The 23,742-nt window shown below is 46.9% G+C and carries 11 protein-coding genes; 6 read left to right on the top strand and 5 right to left on the bottom strand.

What is annotated here, in order from left to right; genetic code table 11:
- Nucleotides 1-15 precede the first annotated feature (15 nt).
- Entirely contained in the window at nucleotides 16-8,982 is an 8,967-nt protein-coding gene (locus OE749_RS07480) for an Ig-like domain-containing protein (protein WP_263711814.1), read from the bottom strand.
- Nucleotides 8,983-9,263: 281 nt separating this feature from the next.
- Between OE749_RS07480 and OE749_RS07485 the strand changes: the two genes are divergently transcribed.
- From OE749_RS07485 to OE749_RS07500, 4 genes are all read left to right on the top strand, one after another.
- Nucleotides 9,264-11,264 carry a TolC family outer membrane protein gene (locus OE749_RS07485; protein ID WP_263711815.1) on the top strand — a complete coding sequence of 667 codons (2,001 nt, stop codon included), beginning with the start codon at nucleotides 9,264-9,266 and terminating at the stop codon, nucleotides 11,262-11,264.
- A gap of 65 nt (nucleotides 11,265-11,329) precedes the next feature.
- The gene (locus OE749_RS07490; RefSeq protein ID WP_263711816.1) at nucleotides 11,330-13,423 is read left to right on the top strand and encodes a type I secretion system permease/ATPase; all 2,094 of its coding nucleotides are present in this window, start codon (nucleotides 11,330-11,332) and stop codon (nucleotides 13,421-13,423) included.
- The gene (locus OE749_RS07495) at nucleotides 13,420-14,874 is read left to right on the top strand and encodes an HlyD family type I secretion periplasmic adaptor subunit (RefSeq protein WP_263711817.1); all 1,455 of its coding nucleotides are present in this window, start codon (nucleotides 13,420-13,422) and stop codon (nucleotides 14,872-14,874) included. The genes OE749_RS07490 and OE749_RS07495 overlap by 4 nt, the downstream gene beginning before the upstream one ends.
- Nucleotides 14,875-14,879: 5 nt before the next feature.
- The gene (locus OE749_RS07500; protein WP_263711818.1) at nucleotides 14,880-15,476 is read left to right on the top strand and encodes a helix-turn-helix transcriptional regulator; all 597 of its coding nucleotides are present in this window, start codon (nucleotides 14,880-14,882) and stop codon (nucleotides 15,474-15,476) included.
- Between the two features lie 2 nt (nucleotides 15,477-15,478).
- Here the strand turns inward: OE749_RS07500 and OE749_RS07505 are convergent, their stop codons facing one another.
- From OE749_RS07505 to OE749_RS07515, 3 genes are all read right to left on the bottom strand, one after another.
- A complete protein-coding gene (locus OE749_RS07505) occupies nucleotides 15,479-17,407 on the bottom strand; it encodes a bifunctional diguanylate cyclase/phosphodiesterase (protein ID WP_263711819.1) in 1,929 nt (642 codons plus the stop codon).
- A gap of 19 nt (nucleotides 17,408-17,426) precedes the next feature.
- Nucleotides 17,427-18,008, bottom strand: a complete 582-nt coding sequence (locus OE749_RS07510) for a transglutaminase-like cysteine peptidase (protein ID WP_263711820.1) — start codon at nucleotides 18,006-18,008, stop codon at nucleotides 17,427-17,429.
- Between the two features lie 230 nt (nucleotides 18,009-18,238).
- A complete protein-coding gene (locus tag OE749_RS07515) occupies nucleotides 18,239-18,829 on the bottom strand; it encodes a LysE family translocator (protein ID WP_263711821.1) in 591 nt (196 codons plus the stop codon).
- Between the two features lie 99 nt (nucleotides 18,830-18,928).
- Here OE749_RS07515 and OE749_RS07520 point away from each other — a divergent pair, with 99 nt between their 5' ends.
- Both OE749_RS07520 and OE749_RS07525 read left to right on the top strand, forming a co-directional pair.
- Entirely contained in the window at nucleotides 18,929-19,378 is a 450-nt protein-coding gene (locus OE749_RS07520) for an Lrp/AsnC family transcriptional regulator (RefSeq protein ID WP_263711822.1), read from the top strand.
- Between the two features lie 206 nt (nucleotides 19,379-19,584).
- The gene (locus OE749_RS07525; RefSeq protein ID WP_263711823.1) at nucleotides 19,585-21,963 is read left to right on the top strand and encodes a zinc-dependent metalloprotease; all 2,379 of its coding nucleotides are present in this window, start codon (nucleotides 19,585-19,587) and stop codon (nucleotides 21,961-21,963) included.
- A gap of 96 nt (nucleotides 21,964-22,059) precedes the next feature.
- On the opposite strand, the gene OE749_RS07530 is transcribed toward OE749_RS07525, so the two are convergent.
- Nucleotides 22,060-23,739, bottom strand: coding sequence for a SulP family inorganic anion transporter (locus tag OE749_RS07530; RefSeq protein WP_263711824.1), 1,680 nt, complete (start codon nucleotides 23,737-23,739; stop codon nucleotides 22,060-22,062).
- Between the last annotated feature and the right edge of the window lie 3 nt (nucleotides 23,740-23,742).

Here is a 23,742-nt window from a genome sequence, read left to right on the forward strand (position 1 = left end):
TGGTTATATTGAAGCTTAAATATCGATCTTGCCTGCATTACTATCAGATATGATTTTAAGTAACGAGAAGTCACTGTTACTATCGGACAGATTCAACTCACTCAACGTCCCTTTATTGGTAGCAAATTTTTCTGTTGGCTCATTGCCTTTGTTTGCTACGCCATCTGTATCAAAAGTCAGCGTATCAGAAGCTTGTGCGTCAGACATCAAGATAGAGTCAAGCTCTACCCCTACATGATTGTCTGAACTGTCTGTTACAGCAGAATCTAAATCAATACTGTCAGACAATGAGAAGTTGTCTGGTTCTGTTACTGATGCACTTTTCACAACGGGGGCTAAAGGCTTAGAGAATGCCGTCACTGACCCGCCAGCAGAAACAAGGGAGGTGTTCCCCGCGCTGTCTGTAATCGATACATCAACAGAGAGTACACCAAGATTCAAATTTAAAATCGACCCTGTCTTCCATGAACCATCTGGCAATACATTGGCAGTCAGGCTGATTGTGGTCTCTATACCAAGTATAGAAGCCGTCACATCCAGTGACACCACATTACCCGCTTCACTCGGATCTGTTGTACCTTCAATAAATGGGCTGAGTAGCGTAGGTAACTTTGTAACATTGAGTGCAGGAGCAATGGTGTCTAGCAGTCCTGACGTTGTTGATGTGCCTGTATTGCCCGCACTATCTAACACCGTTGCATTAACGGAGAAGTTCCCATCAGCAATAGAGACTGGCGCGAGTGCGCTAAAGTTTCCGGCCCCATCTACAACAGCGGTAAATGGAATCGTTGAACCTAAGCTGTCGACAATTTCAATCGCGACAGTCGCGCCAATTTCGTCACTGGTGCCTGTGATCAATGGTGTAGACTGGTTGGTTATGCCTACCGAGGTCAAATTGATTGTAGGGAGTGTTAAGTCAATCAATCCGCTTGTACTCGCGCTGGCAATATTGCCAGCGCCATCTAGCACGCTGACATCTACATTGAGTAGTCCCTCGGATAGTGAAGATGGTACATCAACTGAGTAGTTACCCAACGCATCCACCACCGCGGTAAGATTGAACACGTTACTGTCAGCGTCTGTTACAACAATCGATACGGTAGCGCCAATTTCATCACAAGTACCGCTTATGGTTGGAGTGGCATCATTGAGCGTACCTAGTGCGTTAAGGGTCAGGGTGGGAATGGACAGATCTATCAAGCCACTGGTATTCACGGTGGCCAGATTGCCAGCCCCATCCAGCACACTGACATCCACATTAAGTAGTCCTTCAGGCAAGGCTGACGGTACATCGACCGAGTAATTGCCTAGCGCATCCACCACAGCTGTCAGGTTAATCACGTTACTGTCAGCGTCTGTTACGACAATCGATACGGTAGCACCAATTTCATCACAAGTACCGCTGATGGTGGGTGTGGCATCATTGAGCGTACCGAGTGCGTTGAGGGTTAACGTAGGAATGGATAAGTCAATCAATCCTGATGTATTGGCAGTGACAAGGTTGCCACCTCCATCTAGCACACTAACATCCACATTCAACAAACCCTCTGGCAGATTAGACGGCACATCAACCGAATAATTGCCCAACGCATCCACCACAGCTGTGAGGTTAATGATGTTGCTATCGGCATCGGTAATAACAATCGTCACGGTTGCGCCAATTTCACTGCATGTGCCTGAGATGGTGGGAGTCGCGTCGTTAAGTGTGCCAAGTGGAGCTAGGCTCAATGCTGCAGAAAGATCAATGAGTCCACTGGTGTTTGCTGTAGCCAGATTACCTGCGCCATCTAGCACACTGACATCCACATTCAATAAACCCTCTGGCAGATCAGACGGCACATCAACCGAATAATTGCCCAACGCATCCACCACCGCTGTCAGATTAATCACATTACTATCCGCATCGGTAATCACAATGGTAACCGTAGCGCCAATTTCATCACAAGTACCGCTTATGGTGGGGGTGGCATCATTAAGCGTACCCAGTGCGTTAAGGGTCAGGATGGGAATGGACAGATCTATCAAGCCACTGGTATTCACGGTGGCCAGATTGCCAGCACCATCCAGTACACTGACATCCACATTGAGTAGCCCTTCAGGCAAGGCTGACGGTACATCGACCGAGTAATTGCCTAGCGCATCGACCACGGCTGTCAGATTAATCACATTACTATCCGCATCGGTAATCACAATGGTCACCGTAGCGCCAATTTCATCACAAGTACCGCTAATGGTGGGTGTGGCATCATTGAGCGTACCGAGTGCGTTGAGGGTTAATGCAGGAATGGATAAGTCAATCAACCCTGACGTATTGGCAGTGACAAGGTTGCCACCTCCATCTAGCACACTAACATCCACATTCAACAAACCCTCTGGCAGATCAGACGGCACATCAACCGAATAATTACCCAACGCATCCACCACAGCTGTGAGGTTAATGATGTTGCTATCGGCATCGGTAATAACAATCGTCACGGTTGCGCCAATTTCACTGCATGTGCCTGAGATGGTGGGAGTCGCGTCGTTAATTGTTCCAATTAAATCCAGCGTAATGTTGGATGGAGTAAACGTAATATTCGATGTTGTGGTGTCGATGGTTGTGTTGCCCGCAGTGTCGGTAATTGATACCGCAATATTTGCTACACCTGTTAATAAAGGAGAAACCGTCGCGATAGAGAATGAACCGTCTGGCTGAACAATTCCTGACAAATTGAACACATTGCTACCTGCATCGGTAACCGTAATAGAGACGATACTACCTGGCTCTGCATCTGTGCTACCACTGATGACAGGCAGGTTGGTAGATATGCCGTCAACAGGATCAATGGTAATAATCGGTGCCGTCGTGTCTATTGTTGTACCCGCTGAGACCTTAATAAGTTGGCCGCTAGGATCTAACGCCGATGCAACAACGGTAATCTCGCCTTCGGCTAGCGGTAATGGAACATTCGCACTCCATGAACCATCTACCTGCACCAAGACACCGATGGTTTGTGATATATCATTGGCATCGGTAACGGTTACATGCACAATTGTACCAACGGCAAGTTCCGTAGTACCCGAAATGACAGGCGTTGTATCATTACCCGTGGGAATATTGTCTATCGTCAATTCAGGCAGAGATGTATCAACTGTCGCGTTGATAGTTTCTGTGAATGTGTTTGAAGAAAGATCTGTAATGCTCACCACAATGGTTAACGCACCCTCTGCTAGAGATGTTGGAACAAGGGCTTGCCACGAACCATCACCTTGCACAATGGCTGAAATAGACTGACTCGCTCCTAGTGAGTCGGTCAGATCCAAGGTGACGGTTGAACCTACATCGAGCGTCGTGGTTCCGCTTATCAGTGGAGTGGTATCGGTTAATGTGCCAAGAGGGTCAACCAAAATGGTTGGCGGCACGCCAGTAAAGTTGGCGTCTAATGAAACATTGATTAGCCCTCCATCTGGATCAAGCACGGTTGCGGATACCGAAAACCCTCCTTGAGATAAAGGTGTTGGCAAGGTGGTTTGCCATGAGCCGTCAGCATTTGCCAGTACACCAATAGTTTGCGTAATCCCCTTTGAATCACTGATTGTTAGGTTGACCACTGTGCCCAAGCCAAAGTCAACATGCCCGCTTATATCAGGCGTACTATCGTTAATGACGCCGATAGGATCAATCACCAATGGCGAGCCGTAAGATGTGCTACCCGCATCTGTAGCAACACTCGAATTTCCCGCTGAATCAGTAACTGTCGCTGATGCTGAGTAATTGCCTTCCGATAGTGTTGCTGGCGGGCTTGCAGAAAATGTTCCGTCTGCTTGTACCGTGGCATTAAATGTTTGATTATCTCCGTCACTATCAGTTACGGAGATAGTCACTATTGCCCCAGCAGGAACATCGGATGTACCGGTAATTAGCGGAGTTGAATCGCTTGTATTATCAGGGGCATCCACCGTGATAGTCGGTGCGGTGGTATCAATGTTACCGCCGGTTTCGGTATCCGTTGCCGTATTGCCCGCGCCATCGGTGACTGAAGCGGTTACGGTGTAATTGCCTTCTGCCAATGGTGTAGTGGCATCGGCTGAGAAGCTGCCGTCAGGCTGCACGGTGGCAGTCACAGTCTGACTGTCACTGTTGCTGTCGGTGATTGTCAGCGTCACCGTTGACCCCGGTGCCACATCGGTTGTTCCTGAAATGGTCGGCGTAGTATCGTTGCCCGTACTGAGCGGATCAAGGGTAAGTGTCGGCGCGGTGGTATCAATGTTACCGCCAGTTTCGGTGTCCGTTGCCGTATTGCCTGCGCCATCCGTGACTGATGCGGTGACCGTGTAATTGCCTTCTGCCAATGGCGTCGTGGCATCGGCTGTAAAGCTGCCGTCTGGTTGCACGGTGGCAGTCACAGTCTGACTGTCACTGTTACTATCGGTGATCGTCAGCGTCACCGTTGACCCCGGTGCCACATCGGTTGTTCCTGAAATCGTCGGCGTAGTGTCGTTGCCTGTGCCTAACGGATCGAGGGTGATCGTGGGCGCGGTGGTATCAATGTTACCGCCGGTTTCTGTATCCGTTGCCGTATTGCCTGCACCGTCTGTGACTGAAGCGGTGACCGTGTAATTGCCTTCGGCTAATGGTGTGGTGGCATCGGCAGTAAAGCTACCGTCAGGTTGTACCGTGGCTGTTACTGTCTGGCTGTCACTGTTGCTATCAGTAATGGTTAAGGTGACGGTTGAGCCTGGTGCCACATCCGTCGTCCCTGAAATCGTCGGCGTAGTGTCGTTGCCTGTGCCTAACGGATCGAGGGTGATCGTGGGCGCGGTGGTATCAATATTACCGCCAGTTTCGGTATCCGTGGCCGTGTTGCCTGCACCGTCCGTTACTGATGCGGTGACCGTGTAATTGCCTTCTGCCAATGGCGTAGTGGCATCGGCTGAGAAGCTGCCGTCAGGCTGCACGGTGGCGGTCACGGTCTGGCTATCACTGTTGCTGTCAGTAATGGTTAAGGTGACGGTTGAGCCCGGTGCCGCATCGGTTGTACCTGAAATCGTCGGCGTAGTGTCGTTGCCTGTGCCTAACGGATCAAGGGTAACTGTGGGCGCGGTGGTATCAATGTTACCGCCAGTTTCGGTATCCGTGGCCGTGTTGCCCGCACCGTCGGTGACTGAAGCGGTCACGGTGTAATTCCCTTCTGCCAATGGTGTGGTGGCATCAGCCGAGAAGCTACCGTCAGGTTGCACGGTGGCGGTTACTGTCTGGCTGTCACTGTTGCTATCAGTAATGGTGAGCGTGACGGTTGAGCCTGGTGCCACATCGGTTGTACCTGAAATCGTCGGCGTAGTGTCGTTGCCTGTGCCTAACGGATCGAGGGTAACCGTGGGTGCGGTGGTATCAATATTACCGCCAGTTTCTGTATCGGTGGCCGTATTACCCGCGCCGTCGGTGACTGAAGCGGTCACGGTGTAATTCCCTTCTGCCAATGGTGTGGTGGCATCAGCCGAGAAGCTACCGTCAGGTTGCACGGTGGCTGTCACTGTCTGGCTGTCACTGTTGCTATCAGTAATGGTGAGCGTGACTGTCGAGCTCGGTGCCGCATCGGTTGTACCTGAAATCGTCGGCGTAGTGTCGTTGCCTGTGCCTAACGGATCGAGGGTAACCGTGGGTGCGGTGGTATCAATATTACCGCCAGTTTCGGTATCCGTTGCGGTGTTGCCTGCGCCATCGGTGACTGAAGCGGTGACCGTGTAATTGCCTTCGGTCAATGGTGTAGTGGCATCAGCTGTAAAGCTGCCGTCAGGTTGCACGGTGGCAGTCACAGTCTGACTATTACTGTTGCTATCAGTAATGGTTAAGGTGACGGTCGAGCCCGGTGCCACATCGGTTGTACCTGAAATCGTCGGCGTAGTGTCGTTGCCTGTGCCTAACGGATCGAGGGTGACTACTGGCGCGGTGGTATCAATATTACCGCCAGTTTCGGTATCGGTGGCCGTGTTGCCCGCGCCATCCGTGACTGAAGCGGTCACGGTGTAATTCCCTTCGGCCAATGGTGTGGTGGCATCGGCTGTAAAGCTACCGTCAGGTTGTACCGTGGCGGTTATTGCCTGACTGTCACTGTTGCTGTCGGTAATGGTGAGCGTGACTGTTGAGCCCGGTGCGACATCCGTTGTACCCGAAATGGTCGGCGTAGTGTCGTTGCCTGTGCCTAACGGATCGAGGGTGACTACTGGCGCGGTGGTATCAATATTACCGCCAGTTTCGGTATCCGTGGCCGTGTTGCCCGCACCGTCGGTGACTGAAGCGGTCACGGTGTAATTCCCTTCGGCCAAAGGCGTGGTGGCATCGGCCGTAAAGCTGCCGTCAGGTTGTACGGTGGCGGTGATGGTCTGGCTGTCACTGTTGTTGTCAGTAATGGTGAGTGTGACGGTCGAGCCCGGTGCCACATCGGTTGTACCTGTGATGGTCGGCGTAGTATCGTTGCCTGTACCGAGTGGATCTAAGGTCATATTGGGAGCTGACGTGTTAATATTTCCACCTGCTGCGGAGGTAGTCTTGGTATTGCCAGCGTCGTCAGTGACCGAAGCCGTAACGGTATACCCTCCTTCCGCTAATGGCGTGGTGGCATCGGCTGAGAAGCTACCGTCAGGTTGTACCGTGGCGGTTACTGTTTGCGTATCACCATTACCGTCTGTAATTGTCAGGGTGACTGTTGAGCCCGGTGCCACATCGGTTGTACCTGAAATCGTCGGCGTAGTGTCGTTGCCTGTGCCTAACGGATCGAGGGTGATCGTGGGTGCGGTGGTATCAATGTTACCGCCAGTTTCGGTGTCCGTTGCCGTGTTGCCCGTACCGTCGGTGACTGATGCGGTGACCGTGTAATTGCCTTCGGCCAATGGTGTAGTGGCATCGGCTGAGAAACTGCCGTCAGGTTGCACGGTGGCGGTTACTGTCTGGCTGTCACTGTTGCTGTCGGTGATGGTGAGCGTCACTGTTGAGCCTGGTGCGATATCCGTCGTTCCCGTGATGGTCGGGGTAGTGTCGTTACCTGTACCGAGCGGATCGAGGTTAACCGTGGGCGCGGTGGTATCAATGTTACCGCCAGTTTCGGTATCCGTTGCGGTGTTGCCCGCGCCATCGGTGACTGAAGCGGTCACGGTGTAATTCCCTTCTGCCAATGGCGTGGTGGCATCGGCTGTAAAGCTGCCGTCAGGTTGTACGGTGGCGGTCACCGTTTGCGTATCACCATTACCATCTGTAATTGTCAGGGTGACCGCTGAGCCTGGTGCTGCATCGGTTATTCCTGAAATGGTCGGCGTGGTGTCGTTGCCGCTGGTAAGTGGATCGACGGTCAGTGTCGGTGCAGTAGTATCGATATTACCGCCAGTTGCTGTGGTGGTCGTGGTATTGCCAGCGCCGTCAGTGACCGAAGCCGTAACGGTATACCCTCCTTCTGCTAATGGTGTGGTAGCATCGGCTGAGAAGCTGCCGTCTGGCTGCACGGTGGCAGTCACCGTTTGCGTATCACCATTACCGTCTGTAATTGTCAGGGTGACCGCTGAGCCAGGTGCCGCATCGGTTGTTCCTGAAATGGTCGGCGTGGTGTCGTTGCCGCTGGTAAGCGGATCGACGGTCAGTGTTGGTGCAGTGGTATCGATATTACCGCCAGTTGCTGTGGTAGTCGTGGTATTGCCAGCGCCGTCAGTGACGGAAGCCGTCACGGTGTAATTCCCTTCGGCCAAAGGCGTAGTGGCATCGGCTGAGAAGCTGCCGTCAGGCTGCACGGTGGCGGTGATGGTCTGGCTGTCACTGTTGCTGTCAGTAATGGTGAGTGTGACGGTCGAGCCTGGTGCCGCATCGGTTGTTCCTGAAATGGTCGGCGTGGTGTCGTTGCCGCTGGTAAGCGGATCGACAGAGAGAACTGGAGGAGTCGTATCTACGGTAAAAGTATCCTCTAAATCGATCGGGTCGCCATTATCATCGCTACCCTCAACTGTGACCGTAACATCGCCCTCTGAAAGTGGCTCTGTTGGCGTCACTGAAAAAGAGCCATCTTCGTTCGTCGTGGTTTCAATTGCCTGCGTATTTCCCTCACTGTCGGTAATGGTAACAGTGAGATCGACAGGAGTATCGGTGTCGATTTGTCCAGTAATTTCCTGATTTTCATCGTTGGTAATATCTGGAACGTTAAGACTATCACCACCGCTAGGAATACTTCCAAGTGGTTGAGTAGCCGAATCTGAGTCGCCCTGTTCGTTGGTTACGGTGACTGTGATGGATTCGTCTTCATCATTTGTGGGGGGGGCTACATCAATATCGAAAGTGCCGTCAGTAACAATGCCAGATGCCGTAGTCGTATTGCCTTCTTCGTCTGTTATGGCAACATTTACCACCGCACCGTCATCGCCAGAAGATATACCGCTTATGGTCAAAACACCGTTATTATCAATGGTAATATCGTTGATGCTAATATCTGATTCTTCAATATCTGCGCTACGCTCTTCTCTTTGAATTGAGTCAGATTCGATAGGGGTGTAGGCAAAGGAAATGGTGCCTACTTCTTCAGAGATACGAGACAGCCTGACGAAAGAAGAGCCTTCAGAGCCTCCGCCCCCTTCAGCACCCGCTGCAGTGGCCTCTAACGCATCTAACAGATCACCTTCGCCAGCAAGCAGTTCGTCAAAAGAAATATCACCGGACTGCACATCGCCATTAAGCGCATTCAGCGCGTCGATAAATTCGCCAGCGGTCTCTTCGTAAACAGTATTTTCAGATGTGTCACTATCGTCGCCTTTAACAAGGTCATCTGTTAGTGACACATTGGAATTACTAGGAATGGTTACAGGTTGACCGTTGACGAGTATGTCAACTGATCCGTTTTCCCCTGTAATAATGATATCGGTGGAGAGCAGTTCAGCGCCTGCCTCTAAAACTTGAATTTCTCCTTCCGAATTTTGAATCGTAACGGTTCCCTCTGTATTGATTACTGTGCCGACTACGGTAGCCATAGTTCACCTTCAATGCAGAATGACTTAATAAACTTAGTTCGGTGTGTATATAAAATGAACTGATCTAAGGGTCAGGTTGGAAATAAAAGCTTCATTTTTAAGCGAAAAAAGTACAAAAAAATTTAAATTCCTATGAATGTTTTCAAAGACACATGGAAAATTTGCCTCCCTATTGATTCCCAACTACGTTTATTTAATCAGCTTTATACGATGTGGTGTCGGTAAAGCGCTAGCGTAAATAAAAGCCTTATAATTCAGTGAAACCTCAATGGGAGATGTTGATGCCTTCTCAACAGCGGATTGCATGCTTTTTTGCGATGTTCTTAAGCGCTAATGCACCTGCCACACAAGATGTGATAGAAATACATAGTGCCCATGAAGCTGTTGCTAAATCTTTGCTTCATAGCCCTGATGTTGGGCTAGCCTATCAGCAGTTTTTAATTTCGACACACGATGTGAACATTGCCAGAGGAGGTTATTTTCCTCAACTTGATGGGTTAATTCGCTCTGGTTACGAATACCGAAATCTTAATACGAATGAATCATACCGACTCAATCGCGCTGAACTCAACTTAACGCAACTTTTGTATGACGGAGCGCGAACGCGTAAAAATGTTCGCCAATTTGAGCAAGCTCAGGTCGTTAGGCTATATGAATTTTTTTCTGAAGCGCAAACTATTGCACTAGATACCGCCTTGGCATACACCGATATTGCCATGTTTCGTGAACTTCTTGCCTTAGCAGAAGATAACTTGCTTACGCATATAGATGTGTTTAAACAAGTTGAAGAGAGTGTTCAAGCAGGGGTGGCCAGAGGAGCGGATTTAGAGCAAATAACAGGTCGTCTTTCGTTGTCGGAATCTAATGTCATTACAGAAATTTCTAATTTACACGATGTTACTGCGCGCTTTATTCGTTTGACGGGGGCGATTCCAGGAAAAGACCTATCCCCTATAGAGTTTAACGACCAACCCAAGCTGGCGTCGATATCAAATACCTTAACTGTTGCTTATACCCATAACCCCACATTTCTTGCGTCGTTATACAACATTGATGCACAAAAATTGCAACTGGAAAGTGAAAAAGGTAATTACTATCCAAGATTGGAATTCGTTGCAGGGTACAGTGCGCAAGATCGCGATCTTCAAGGTGAGGATAATACCTTGAAAGAAGGTAATGTCGCATTGCAGTTGTCGTATAACTTCTATCGCGGGGGAAGTGACAAGGCGACGGTAAAGCAAGCTGCTGAACGGGTGATGTTTGCGCAAGAGCAACGAGACAAAGCCTGTGTTGACATGCGCCAAACTATTCAAATAGCGTTCAATGACATTGAAAAGATTGGACAGCAATTGCCACCACTGAACGACCATAAAATGTCGTCTAGTCGGGTAAAAACAGCCTATATGGATCAGTTTAATATCGGACAAAGGACGCTGCTGGATGTGCTTGATTCAGAGAATGAGTTTTTTCAGGCAAGCCGTGCTTATATTGAAGCAATTTATGCGCAGAAAAAAGCGCAGTTAAGGCTCATGGCAGAAACGGGACAGTTATTGCCTTATTTTGATGCGCATCAGAATCAGTGGCCTAATCCCAGTGAGTTGAGTGCTGAGCATATGCAGTATGATCCTGATTCTGTTTGCCCCGCCATATCCGCATCGGCTGCCACTGAACCTTATTCACGTGTGTTTAACGATGACGATAATGATGGCATTACCAACCCTTGGGATGAGTGCGCAGATACGCCTGAGGCTACAACCGTCGATGCGAGAGGATGTCCGGTAGAAAGTGAGAATCCTTGGTCGACTCGATTGCACGATACCGACGTTAAAGATGCGTTGGTTCAAATAGCTGACACAGGTAACAGCGATGATGCGTCAGAGGTCTACAAGGGGTTAACAAACCTGCCTATGCATACGTTACAGCGTGTTGATGTGAACTTTGCCAGATATCATCAAACTGGAACCTTAAAGCAAAGTAAAGTGGCTCGGGCCTTAGGGGCGTATTTGGCGAATAATCCTGATATTGGCGTGATTATTCATGGTCATAGTTCGCTGCGAGGTAAAGCGCATTATAATTTGGCGCTATCAATGAAGCGAGCAGAGTCTTTAGCTGACTATCTAGAAGATACGTTTAACGTGTCTAATGAGCGCATTACGGTCTTTGGTCATGGCGAAAAGCAGCCGCTAATGAACAAGCAAACCAAACAGGCAAATACCCTTAATCGCCGAATCGAAATTGAACTGGTTCCCGCTAACCTGATGACTACTCTGGCACTTGAATAATGCTCACGTCGACATCCAGCCACCAGCCTGAACACTCTGCGAATCATCATGGAGGAGGCGCGTTGATGGAATGTTTAGTGAGCCTATGCCACTACCACGGACGGGAGGTTTCTCCCAAAAGCGTTCTTTCTGGGTTGCCGTTATCGAAAGAGGGCCTAACGCCAGCAACGTTTTCTCGAGCGGCAAAGCGCGTAGGGTTGTCTACCCGTATTGTACGAAGGCAGCTTGAAGAGATAAATACAGCACTGCTTCCTGCCATCCTCATATTGAAGAATAACACTGCATGTGTTGTATCAGCGATTAATCAACAGCGTAATCAAGCCGTAGTTATCTATCCTGAATTACATGACTCGTTAGTCGATGTTGATTTAGATGATTTAGGGGCGTCTTATACGGGAGAAGTGATATTCGCGCGGCCCGAGTTTAAATTTGAGAACCGTGCTTATAACATTGCTAAACAGCGAGAAGGACACTGGTTTTGGAGTGTGCTGTCTGAGTGTAAAACGCTATACCGAGATGTATTGGCAGGCTCTATATTTGTCAACTTGTTCTCTCTCGCAATGCCGCTTTACATTATGAATGTGTATGACCGTGTGGTGCCCAACGAGGCCACAGATACCTTATGGGTGCTCTCTGTGGGAATCATATGCGTATTGATTTTTGAACTTATTCTACGGCTTCTTCGCGCCTATTTTTTAGAGCTGGCAGCAAGCCGTGCGGATGTGAAGATTTCATCTACGCTCATGGAAAAAGCCCTTGGCATTGTCATGACTAACAAACCATCGTCTGTTGGTGCCTTTGTGCAGAACATTCAATCGTTTGAAGCCATTCGAGGGTTTATGAGCTCATTTACGCTCATTGCGCTGGTAGATTTTCCTTTTTTGTTACTATTTATCGGGATCATTTCCTTTATATATTGGCCGTTAGTGCTACCCATCGTTGTGGGTGCATTGATCGTGATCTTTTACGCACTAAGTTGCCAACATGCTATGCGAGATTTATCTGAGCAAAGCATGGAAATAGCCTCTCAGAAAAATGGCTTGTTAGTAGAGAGTATTACGAATCTGGAAGATGTAAAAACCTTTGCTGCCGAGAGTAAATTTCAAAACAAGTGGGAACATGCTGCCATTTTTACTACCAAGATAAACTCCAAACTTAAATTATTAGCATCTTCAGTTGCGAATGTTTCGATGTGGGTACAACAATCTGTTGGTGTTGTGATTGTCATTATTGGCGTTTATGCGATTGGTGAAGGGGATTTGACCCAAGGTGGCCTGATTGCGGCATATTTAATCTCAAGTAGAGCAATGGCACCGATTGGGCAAAGTGTGGGTTTATTAAGTCAGTTCCATCATGCCTCAACTGCGTTAAGTGGTTTGAATAAATTTATGGCATCAGAAGATGACTTTAGTGAAAGTAAAACGCGTATTAATTTACCTAACCCGAAAGGAAAAATCGAATTTAAACACGTGCACTTTAGTTACCCAAATGCCCACAAAAATGTGCTACGAAATTTTTCGCTGAATATAAATCCAGGAGAAAAGGTTGCGATTCTGGGCGCTAATGGCTCAGGGAAAAGCACGATTAACCGGCTTGTGATTGGCCACTACCATGCTGATAAAGGCGCTGTTTTGGTCGATGATATTAATATTCAACAATTAGAGCCGTCAGAACTTAAGCATGCCATTGGTTATGTGCCTCAAGATATCAATTTATTTTCAGGCACACTCAAAGACAATATCAATTTAGGCGTTTGGCATGATGAAGATGAGCAGCTTATTAATGCCATTAATTTATGTCAGCTTACAGAACTCATCAGCAGCAATCCAGAGGGGGTGTCTATGCAGGTGGGTGAAAAAGGGTCACTGTTATCTGGTGGGCAGCGTCAGTTGGTCGCGTTAGCGCGGGCATTGATCAGTGAGCCACAAATATTGCTGTTAGATGAGCCGACGGCCTCATTAGATCATAAAACTGAACAGGCGATTTTGAAAAATCTGAAAAAGTTTAGCTACGGGCGAACGGTCATTTTGGTGACGCACCGCGCAGCTATGTTGGACTTAGTTGATCGCGTTATTTTGCTTGGCGACGAATGTATCGTTGCAGATGGACCTAAACACGATGTACTCAAAAAAATGAACAGACGTGGCGAGCCGCGATGAGCACATCGGACGAAAAAAAACAAAAAGCTCACGGTGAACCTGACGACACGCTGGCTGGCGAAAATGTCACATTTGCGAAAGTCGATGCGGCAATCAATCGCAAATCGGGGATGTCTTTTTATATTGGTAAAAAACTGACCAAGTTGCTTCAACCGCCTCCCAGTCACGATTGGGTGTTGGAGTCAGAATGGGCAAGGGTACAACAAGACCCACTTAAAGCCAGACTGTTAATGTGGTTTGTTTGCTTATCTATGGCAGTTTTGATCGTCTGGGCAAGCGTTTTCTCTATTGCTGAAGTAACCAGGGGAGACGGAAAAGTTATTCCTTCGCAAAAACTGCAAGTGATTCAATCTTACGACGGTGGCGTTGTTGAGGATATTTACGTTAGCGATGGACAAAAGGTCGCAAAGGATGATGTGCTGCTTCGTATTGACCCTACTCGGTACATGTCTGATTTAAACGAAAAGCGAAGTAAACTGCTGGCTGTTAAATTGCTTATTACCCGGTTACGCGCACTCACACTGGGCGTTGAATTTAAGTTTGATGACACGTTAGCCAAAGAAGCCGGAAACTTGCTTTCTACTGAGAGAGCGTTGTATCAAAGCAGTATTGATGAGTATAACGAACTGACTGAGGGGTTGAGTAACTTAATTGAACAGCGGGTGCATGAACTGGAAGAGGCGAAGGCGACCTTAAATGAATTCGAGGAAACCCTCACACTTACTGAGCAAGAGCTTGCATTAACAAAACCCTTATTGCGCTCGGGAGCCGTGTCTGAAATCGATATTTTGAAGCTTGAAAAAGACATCGTCAGTCTAAAAGGCAAAATTGAGAAAAACCAATCTATGGTGAAAAAACAGGCGTCTGCCATCAAAGAGTCTGAAAATAAGCTTAAAGAGGCGCAGCTTAGAATGAAGAATCGCTGGAGTTCTCAACTGGCTGAGGCTCAGGCTGAATTGGATACGCTGGTTAAAAGTGAAGAAGGATTAGCTGATGTGGTTAATCAAACCGAAATACGTTCACCCGTAGATGGGACCATTCAACGTGTGTTGGTGAACACCATAGGTGGTGTTGTGCAGCCGGGTAATGCGGTCATTGAAATTATTCCTTCGGATGATGCACTTATTGTGGAAGCCAAAATCTCACCCAGAGACATTGCCTTTATCAGGCCAGGCATGCCTGCGATTGTGAAGTTCACGGCCTACGATTTTTCAATATACGGAGGCGTAGATGCAACGGTCTCTCATATTAGTGCTGACAGTATTGAAGAAGAAGAGTTAGTGTATTACTTGGTGAAACTTGAGATGGCACAAGGATTTCAAAAAGCCAATCTTCCTGTTTTACCGGGCATGATAGCGCAAGTAGACATTATTACGGGAGAAAGAACCATTATGCAGTACATTCTCAAACCCGTGTTAAAAGCGGCTGGTCAAGCGCTAAGTGAAAGGTAATTCCTATGTTGCATATTCTCACCACACCTGAGTATAGAAATGCTGCGTGGACTAACGAAGCCAACATTGTTTGTGTAACTGACGAAGATGTGTCGTCTGTGCACGTTGAACAAACAGATATTGTTTGCATTAGCAAAACCCGCGCTGATTGGCGAAAAGAACTGGTGCATTTTCATGATGATGTGCATGTTCCGTGCATTTTACTCACAGAAGCCTATCAGCTAGATGAAATGGCAGAAGCAATTAATTTGGGGGCAAATGGGTATTTGCACTTATTTGTTGGCCGAGAGCTACTTGATTTGGCATGTCGCTGTATAGAGAGCGGAGGAATTTGGATCCCCGGTGACTTAGTGGCGACGATTGCTGGGCAGTTATCAAAGAGTTTGCATGGTGAAGGTCGAGTTGATTTACAGGGCTTTGGGCTAACCGAGCGTGAAGATGAAGTGGCAACGTTGGTATTTCAGGGAATGACTAACAAAGGCATTAGCGAACAACTGGATATTACCGAGCGCACCGTGAAACATCACGTTGCCGAAATTTTAAAAAAGTGCGATGCAAAAGACAGACTGCACCTGATTCTAAAGTGCAGTCGGCTCGGTTAGCGTTAGTAAATTAGATCTGGGCGATTCAGCCCATCCACCCCTATGTTTTTAAGTACGGCCGTTGCTTCATCGCCAATCACACCGTCGGCATAAACCCGTATATTCATTGAGTGTGCTAATGAACAGAAGCCCCGTAAAAATAATTGGTTGGTTGGGTTAGTTGTTATGTCATGGGTAAATAGGGTGTCGAGCTTCAAATAATCTAAACCGTACTCTTGTAAACCATTGATAAGCGAGAACTTGTCTCCAACCTTGCGTAAGCCAATTTTTATACCCAGTGGTTTATAACGTTTACAAAAGTCACCGAACGCGTTGGCGTGTTCGATAACCGTTGACTCTCTAAACTCTATATTGAGTTTACAAATACTTTTAGTGTGCAAACTTGCAAACTCATCGAGTTTTGCGAGGCAATATTGATTGGTCAAAAACCTATCAGAAAGTAATAGGGAATAGTCGTATTTAAAATCACTTCCTTTGATGCGGGCGCACAATTTTTTGATCGCAATAAACTCAATTTTTTCCATAAGATTTAATTTTCGTGCCCAATGTATGAAACTGCCTGCACGATAATCTACGCCATTGAGGCGTAAACCCAACCAGGATTGATAGTGAATTAAAGTATTACACTCTAAATTAAACAATGGGGCGTCAAAAAAGGATACCTGATCTTCTCGGATAGCGTCGTTAAGGCAACGTTGCCAGTCGGCTTCAGATTCAAATAAAGCCGGTTTTTCACGGGTGTCTTCGCAAGCAACGCCGGCACGATTCTCATCGATCAACGGCGTTAAAATAATATCTAGCTTATTCACAATGCCTGTTACAGTGTCTGTTGAAAACAAATACTGTACGGCGCCACAAATGGCAAGTCCTTCATCTTTATGTTGCTCAGTAAACCTGATGGCCAGCTCTTGTAGGTGTTTTTGAACAATATGAATATCAAACGTTTCGACCATCATACCCATAATGCGGTAGTCGCGGATTCTCCCGATAAAGGCATCGCTACGTTGGTCGCGTAATCCATCTACCACTTTTGTGAGCTCTCGCGTAAACTCCCGCATTAGCTCTTCGGCTTTTTTCTCCCCCTGATTTGCGGCAATCAGGCCGAATTTACCAAAGTGCAGCATAAAGACGATGTTTTGGCCTTCGGTATCTCGAAAGGCCAATTGAGATGAGAGTGCCGAGAAAGCCTGTTTTCTATTTGATATACCAGTAGACAAATCATGGCTGCTTTCATATTTCAGTGCATCTAATCGACGATTTTCCTCCTCCAATGACATTCGCATTCGGTCCGCTAACGTATTGGTGGCATGAACAATTTTTTGGAATTCGGTAGTAAAAGGGGTTTTGATTTTAATAAACTGCTTATTAATGAAAGCGTTTGCCTGCTTTACCATATTGTTGAGAGGAATAAGTAAGGCATTAACAAATATGACGCCGATAAGGGTGGAGATTAATCCGATAAACATATAACTCCAGAATATGCGTTCAGCCAGATTCCAGAGTTCTTTTCTGTAGCCCGATGTATCACTCTCTACTTCTAACACTCCATATGCGTTCCACCCGTCAATGACCTCTGCTGCGGCGAAAGGCGCTTGCAATGGGTAATAGTCTTTAAACCATGTAGGTACATCTTTATCAATCTCTTCATCAAAAGAGCGCTTAAAAATGGTTTCACCGTCTACATCTTTGAGTTCTATTCGTTGAAAATGGCCTAAATCGAATTGGGCCGTAATGAAAATTTCTTGAAGAGATAAATCTTTTTCCAGACGCGACAAATTGGCGGCCAGTATATTGGCGTTATCAACATTTTTGACGTTCAGCTGAATAATGAACGTCTTTTCAATTCCTGAAACTGTCGTCACAATGCCTGTTAAAAAGGTAAACAGCACGATAAACACAATAATTAGGCAAACTTCTAATTTTAAGGGCATCGATTTATCTCCAATGGGATCATAAAGAAATCCCTTCAGCTTTCACTTGATCAAGTAGGTTACTCCAGCGCGATAATCTGTCGGTGGCAGAGGCGGCTGATTTAGTGGTACCAGGTTTCCAAATCCCTTCGAGACTAAAACTAAATACAGGTTGTAGATCCCTTCTTTGTGTTGCGGGCAACACGTCATCAATCAAGCTATCCAATATAATAGGTGGCTTTTTCAAGTCTGGGTAATAGCCCAGTACCATATGTGCCTGAAATATGCGGCTTCTGGAGCCTCCAATTTGTGCGCGAACGTAAATTAAGCGAAGCTTTTCTGCGGGGACGCCTAACGCCAGTAAAGCAAGATACTTTGCGATGGCGTAATCTTCACAATCTCCTTGCGCCTTACCAATTGTTTGCAGGGGTGTTGCCCAGAAGTCTTCTTCCTCCCACAAAACAATGTCAGTCTTGTAAGTCAGGTAGGTATTAAACAGCGCGTTAATTTGCTTGATTTTTTCATCAATGCTCGAATCGGAAAGTGTTTGATGGGTTTCTTGCCATTGTTTTACAAAATTGGCTGGGGCGTCTGTGTATTGCTCCAACGCGCTTTTATGCATCTTTTCAAAGTCAATGCTGACAATAGGAGGTGTTGAAGCATGAAGACAAAGCAGGAAGAGAAACAAAGAACAAAGAATATAAAAAACGCAGAGAGAGCGACGAGGGAGAATCAGTCTGGCTTGTCGCTCTTGTATGACCATCTTGTGCCATAAAAATAGAAATGAATTACTTCAGTGTGATGCAGTTTTTAATTTTTTCCACTGAAATAACAACGAATATATGGAGTTGATTACATGAACATCGGGTACAAAGAGCCCACCAAGAGCAAAGCCATAATGCGATTGAACCAGCTCAAGCGTTTTGGCTCTTTCAAGTACAACTTAATTTTTTGTCCAGTGACTACCCACACACTGATGGTCGGAAAGTTGATTAATCCAAAAATAATCGCAACAAAAAACACGGCTTCAATTTCACGGCTGGGGGCATAGACGCTCAACGCCGTTAACGCCATGCTCCAGGCTTTTGGATTGACCCACTGAAACAATACGGCTTGCCAAAATGTAAAAGGCTTAGCGCGTGTGTTGTCTTCGTCAAACTGCTTATTAGCCGCAGCAATCTTAAACGCAAGGTAAAGTAGGTAACCCACACTAAAAATACGCAACAGATCATAAGTAATTGGATAGAGCTCAAATAATGCCATGATGCCCATGCCGACTAATATCACCATAACAGTAAAGCCAAACGCCACGCCAATCATATGAGGGAGTGTAGGCTTAAACCCAAAGTTAGCGCCCGATGCCATCAACATTAGATTGTTAGGACCTGGTGTGGCCGACGACACAAAAGCAAATAATGCTAATGCCGGAAGTAACTCTATCATGCCCTTTCCTTTTGTATGATTTATTTGCAATTATATGTGTTAAATCGCGAATAATGGTTGTTAATATGAACTTGATTTTGGATATTTAGGCAATAATTAATGAAAAGTGACAAGTATAACGACGAAATATTGCGTATTTTGCAAAAGGATGGCCGTATTGCGAATACCGAGTTGTCCCAGCGAGTGGGTTTATCACCGTCTGCCTGTTTACGGCGTGTGCAGGAGTTGGAGCGACAGGGCGTGATCTGTGGATATCGTGCTAGCGTCGATCTCAAAAAGTTGGGGATTGGTTTTACTGCCTACGTCACTGTGGGGCTAGGGGAACATACTAAGCGTTCGCAGGAGGCGTTTGAGCAAGCCATCACGCTCGCAGAAGAGGTCATTGAATGTCACAATGTAACTGGCTCATTTGAGTATATTTTACGAGTGGAAACGACGGATTTGGTGGCTTATAAACGCTTTCATACCGATGTGTTGGGTACGTTGCCGCAAGTGGCGACGATAAGCACGCATGTGGTGATGGAGTCGAATAAGGATTTACGGGCATAGTTTGTGAGAATTCGAATCACTGTCGTCTGCCTACGTTGCGATGTGCTTCTTTAAATACTGTTATTGGTGCTTATGGACGGGTTCTGTTTTACTTATTTGATTGAAGCTGTCTTCGGCTTTTAGCATTGACCGAGGGGCGGGTTTCCTTCACGATAATGGACTGTTTTTAAACAATAAAAAGAATGAAATTTCAGGGAGAGAGCGGAATGCGAATTCTAGCCTTAAGTGTCTTTGTTTTGTGGTCGATGTGGATGCCCCGCTTTGCTGTAGCAGACGTGCCTTCGGTGGCTGATTTCACTCAACACATGCTGGCAAAAGAGGGGTTCTATACCCTTTATTACGATGAGCAAACAGACAAAGTGTACGTAGATATCGATACGCTATCTGAGCCGTTTTTATTTCAGAGCAGTTTGCCTTTTGGTGTTGGTTCAAATGATATCGGACTGGATCGTGGTCAGCTTGGCGATACACGGTTAGTGTCGTTTGAACGCTTTGGGAATAAAGTGTTGTTAAAGCAGCATAATACTCAGTATCGAGCCAGTAGCAGTAATGCCGCAGAGAAAGCAAGCGTAAACGAAGCCTTTGCCGATGCTGTGATTGCTGGCTTTACTATTGTTGCCAAAGACGACGATAGCGTGGTGATTGATTATACGCCGTTTCTTTTGTCTGACATTCACGGAATAAGTAACCGCTTATCTGACACTGAGCAAGGGCATTTCTCCCTCGCGCCTTCGTTAAGTGGTGTGTATTTGCCGCGTTTGAAGAGCTTCCCCGATAACACAGAGCTTGAAGCACTTGTGACCTTTAGTGGTAAAGACGCCGGAGAATACGTTATTCAGGCCGCGGCTACGTCGTCTCATATCAGTGTACACTTGCACCACTCATTTATTCGCCTGCCCGATGATGATTATCAGCCAAGAGTGTTCCATCCGTATTCTGGATTCTGGAAAGTCAGCCATATGGACTATTCAGCGCCTATCACCGAAGACATGGAACAACGGTTTATCCCTAGACACCGTCTGGTAAAGCAAGATCCTCATGCAGAGGTCAGTGAGGCCGTTAAGCCCATTGTTTACTATTTAGATCCTGGGATCCCCGAACCTGTGAAAAGTGCCCTGAAAGAAGGTGCGCTATGGTGGAACGACGCATTTCGTCAAATTGGGTACAAAAATGCTTTCCAAGTGAAAACCTTGCCCGAAGACGCTGATCCGATGGATGTTCGATATAACGTCATCCAGTGGGTGCATCGTGCTACGCGGGGGTGGTCATACGGCAGTTCAGTGATTGATCCCCGCACGGGTGAAATCATTAAAGGCCACGTGACCTTAGGCTCACTTCGCGTCAGGCAGGATTACCTGATTGCGCTTGGACTGACTAGCCCGTTCAATACAAAAGACGCAGACACCTCCGCGCAGTTAAACATGGCATTGGCACGCATCAAGCAGCTGTCTGCCCACGAAGTTGGCCACACCTTAGGGATTGCGCATAACTTTGCCGCGAGTGAAAATAATCGTGCTTCGGTGATGGATTATCCGCATCCACAGTTGTCAGTGAAAAACGGTGCCATTGAGCTGAGTGAGGCTTACGACGCTGGTATTGGTGAGTGGGACAAGCATGTGATCGCCTACGGGTACCAAGATTTTGCGCCAGAAGTGAATGAACAGTTGGCATTGATGAAGCAGGTGATGAAAGCGAAAAATGTGGGTTTACGCTATCAATCAGATGCTGATGCTCGGCCAAAGTTTGCTGCTAACCCTAGCGGACATTTGTGGGATAACGGGGCAGATCCGATTGCAGGTTTTGAGAACATCGTAAATGTTAGACAAACTGCACTGTCATCATTTGGCTTGGCGTCTCAGCCTGAAGGGGAAGCGTTGTCTTCATTGCAAGAGCGTTTGGTACCCATTTATTATTTGCATCGTTATCAATTAGAAGCCGTCGCTAAACTGATTGGTGGCGTAGCTTACGAATACGAAATGAAACAGCGTAGCACTGAACCGAAAGGGGCCGAACCCGTGCCTGTTGAGATTCAAAGCGCTGCGCTTGATGCGATGTTGGCAACATTGAACGAGGCGTTTTTAACTGTTCCCACTCAAATTGAATCTCTGATTGTACCTAAAGTGTATGGCGATGCCCTTAATCGCGAGAGCTTTAAAGGCAGAATGGGGATGGTGTTTGATCCAATATCTGCGGCTGAATCGTCAGCCCATTATACGCTGTCATTGCTGATGGTGCCTGAGCGACTGAATCGTGTTGCCAGACAGTCTTCATCCCAATTGGAGTTTATTTTGTCTAGATTGTTTACACTGATAGATAACAATATAGAACAGGATGACAGTCAGCTTCAGCATCGTATCGCTTACGTGATTCTTAATGAACTGGTGGTTAGCTTAAACAAAAAAGCGCTCGCGCCAGAAGTCAAAGGCGTGATTCTGTCAACGCTTCAACAGTTCAGACAAGCGAGTGAAAAGAAAGAAGGCGTTCATTACCAAAGCATTAAACAGTATTTAGATTGGTACTTTACAACGGGTGAGTGGAAACTTCATCTTGATGTGAAGCCGCTTCCGCCGGGTTCACCGATTTAAACATCGAAAGGGAAAACAGCTTATTGTCCCGATAATGCTGTTTTCCCTCTTAACTGTTTACGAATGTAATTGAGCGGTAGGAGGGAAGATGGCGCTTTACTGTGAGACGCTCGCTTCCAGTGGTGGGGCATCCGTAGACTTTGTTAGCAATAGGTTCGCAGATTCTAATGCGGCTTTTCTGGTTTCAACAATAGCGCTTGCACCAATCAGTTCTATTGTGCCTATGCGTTCGAGCTTATCTTTTAACGATTGGTCGTTGACGACTAAATAAATTTCTTTATTTTTGCCCTTCAAATCGTTAATGGTGTTTTCTATTGCCAGAAGCATGGTGTCATCCATCATCGGAACGTCGCTTAAATCCAATATAACAAACCGTTGTTTTTTAATTGATGATGATTGTTTTGACAGCGTTTTTGACATCGCAAATATCATCGGGCCACTAAGGTAAACCAAAAGAATTTGGCCGTTACTGGCATTAAGTAGCTTACGTTCTTCGCGGCTTAGCGGCGTGGCATCGTCTACGTCACTGATGGCTTTAATGTTGTCTTGTTGGGCGATACGTAATTTCTCAATAATGATAATGTTCGCCACAAAAATACCTGCTCCGACCGCAACAATCAGGTCTACCGTTACGGTTAAAAACATGACGGCATACATGATACCGGTTGTTTGCCACGAAATGCGGTGTGCGCGTTTTATAAAGCTCCAATCAAGAATATCTACTCCTACTTTCACCGCGATGGCGGCAAGCACTGCAAGTGGTATGTGGGCAATCAGGAAGGCCAAGCCATAAACCACAACAATGAGTATGAGAGCCCGAATGACACCTGATAAATGGGTTCGCCCGCCCGCTTGGATATTCACTACGGTACCCATTGTGGCACCTGCTCCAGGTAAACCGCCTAACAAACCTGACACGATATTACCTATGCCTTGCCCAACTAATTCTTTATTTGAGTTGTGCTCTGTGCGGGTTAGGTTATCTGCAATCACCGACGTGAGCATGGAATCAATGCAGCCAAGCATGCCTAATACGATGCCATCGAGAATGATTTCAGTCACTTGCTCAGGTGTAAAGTACGGTAAATTCACGGAAGGAATACCCACATTAATTTCACCGATGCGTCTTAGCTCATCGCTATCAAATAGAATGACCGACACAATTGAAAGCAAGATTAGCGCGAAGAGTTGAGGAGGGAGGTAGCGCTTTAATTGTTTTGGGTAGAAAAATAGAATAGCCAATGCGATTAATGCCAAGCCTAACTCTGTGGTGCTGATGGCTGAGATAAGATCGGGTAAAGACGTAATCGTACTGACCGCACCGCCTGATGGTGCAGATTGCCCTAACATTGGGCCGATTTGAATAATAATCAATATCAGACCGATGCCAGACATAAAGCCCGATATTACACTATAGGGCATGAGTGTAATGTAACGCCCGAGCTTTAATGCGCCCATCAGCATTTGAAATGCCCCAGCAACCATAACCACGGTAAATGCCATTGCCATGCCATTTTCGGGGTTTTTCGCCATCATCGTGGTGATAACCGCCGTCATAACGACAGTCATTGGGCCTGTGGGTTCAGATATGAGTGTAGGCGTGCCACCAAACAATGCGGCGAAAAGCCCAATGATAATGGCGCCATACAAACCCGCTTCAGCGCCCGCGCCTGATGCCACCCCAAACGTCAGTGCCATGGGAAGTGCTACCACAGCTGCAGTTATACCGCCCGTTAAATCTCCTCTGAACGTGCTCAGATCCAGTTTGTTTAACAACGT

The sequence above is a fragment of the Fluctibacter corallii genome (genome assembly GCF_025751585.1).
In the GTDB taxonomy this organism is placed as follows: domain Bacteria; phylum Pseudomonadota; class Gammaproteobacteria; order Enterobacterales; family Alteromonadaceae; genus Fluctibacter_A; species Fluctibacter_A corallii.

Coding starts and splice junctions, on each gene's coding strand:
- OE749_RS07480 (WP_263711814.1), bottom strand. CDS start 8,982: ATGGCTACCGTAGTCGGCACAGTAATCAATACAGAGGGAACCGTTACG.
- OE749_RS07515 (WP_263711821.1), bottom strand. CDS start 18,829: ATGATAGAGTTACTTCCGGCATTAGCATTATTTGCTTTTGTGTCGTCG.
- OE749_RS07505 (WP_263711819.1), bottom strand. CDS start 17,407: ATGCCCTTAAAATTAGAAGTTTGCCTAATTATTGTGTTTATCGTGCTG.
- OE749_RS07500 (WP_263711818.1), top strand. CDS start 14,880: ATGTTGCATATTCTCACCACACCTGAGTATAGAAATGCTGCGTGGACT.
- OE749_RS07520 (WP_263711822.1), top strand. CDS start 18,929: ATGAAAAGTGACAAGTATAACGACGAAATATTGCGTATTTTGCAAAAG.
- OE749_RS07490 (WP_263711816.1), top strand. CDS start 11,330: ATGGAATGTTTAGTGAGCCTATGCCACTACCACGGACGGGAGGTTTCT.
- OE749_RS07525 (WP_263711823.1), top strand. CDS start 19,585: ATGCGAATTCTAGCCTTAAGTGTCTTTGTTTTGTGGTCGATGTGGATG.
- OE749_RS07485 (WP_263711815.1), top strand. CDS start 9,264: ATGCCTTCTCAACAGCGGATTGCATGCTTTTTTGCGATGTTCTTAAGC.
- OE749_RS07510 (WP_263711820.1), bottom strand. CDS start 18,008: ATGCATAAAAGCGCGTTGGAGCAATACACAGACGCCCCAGCCAATTTT.
- OE749_RS07495 (WP_263711817.1), top strand. CDS start 13,420: ATGAGCACATCGGACGAAAAAAAACAAAAAGCTCACGGTGAACCTGAC.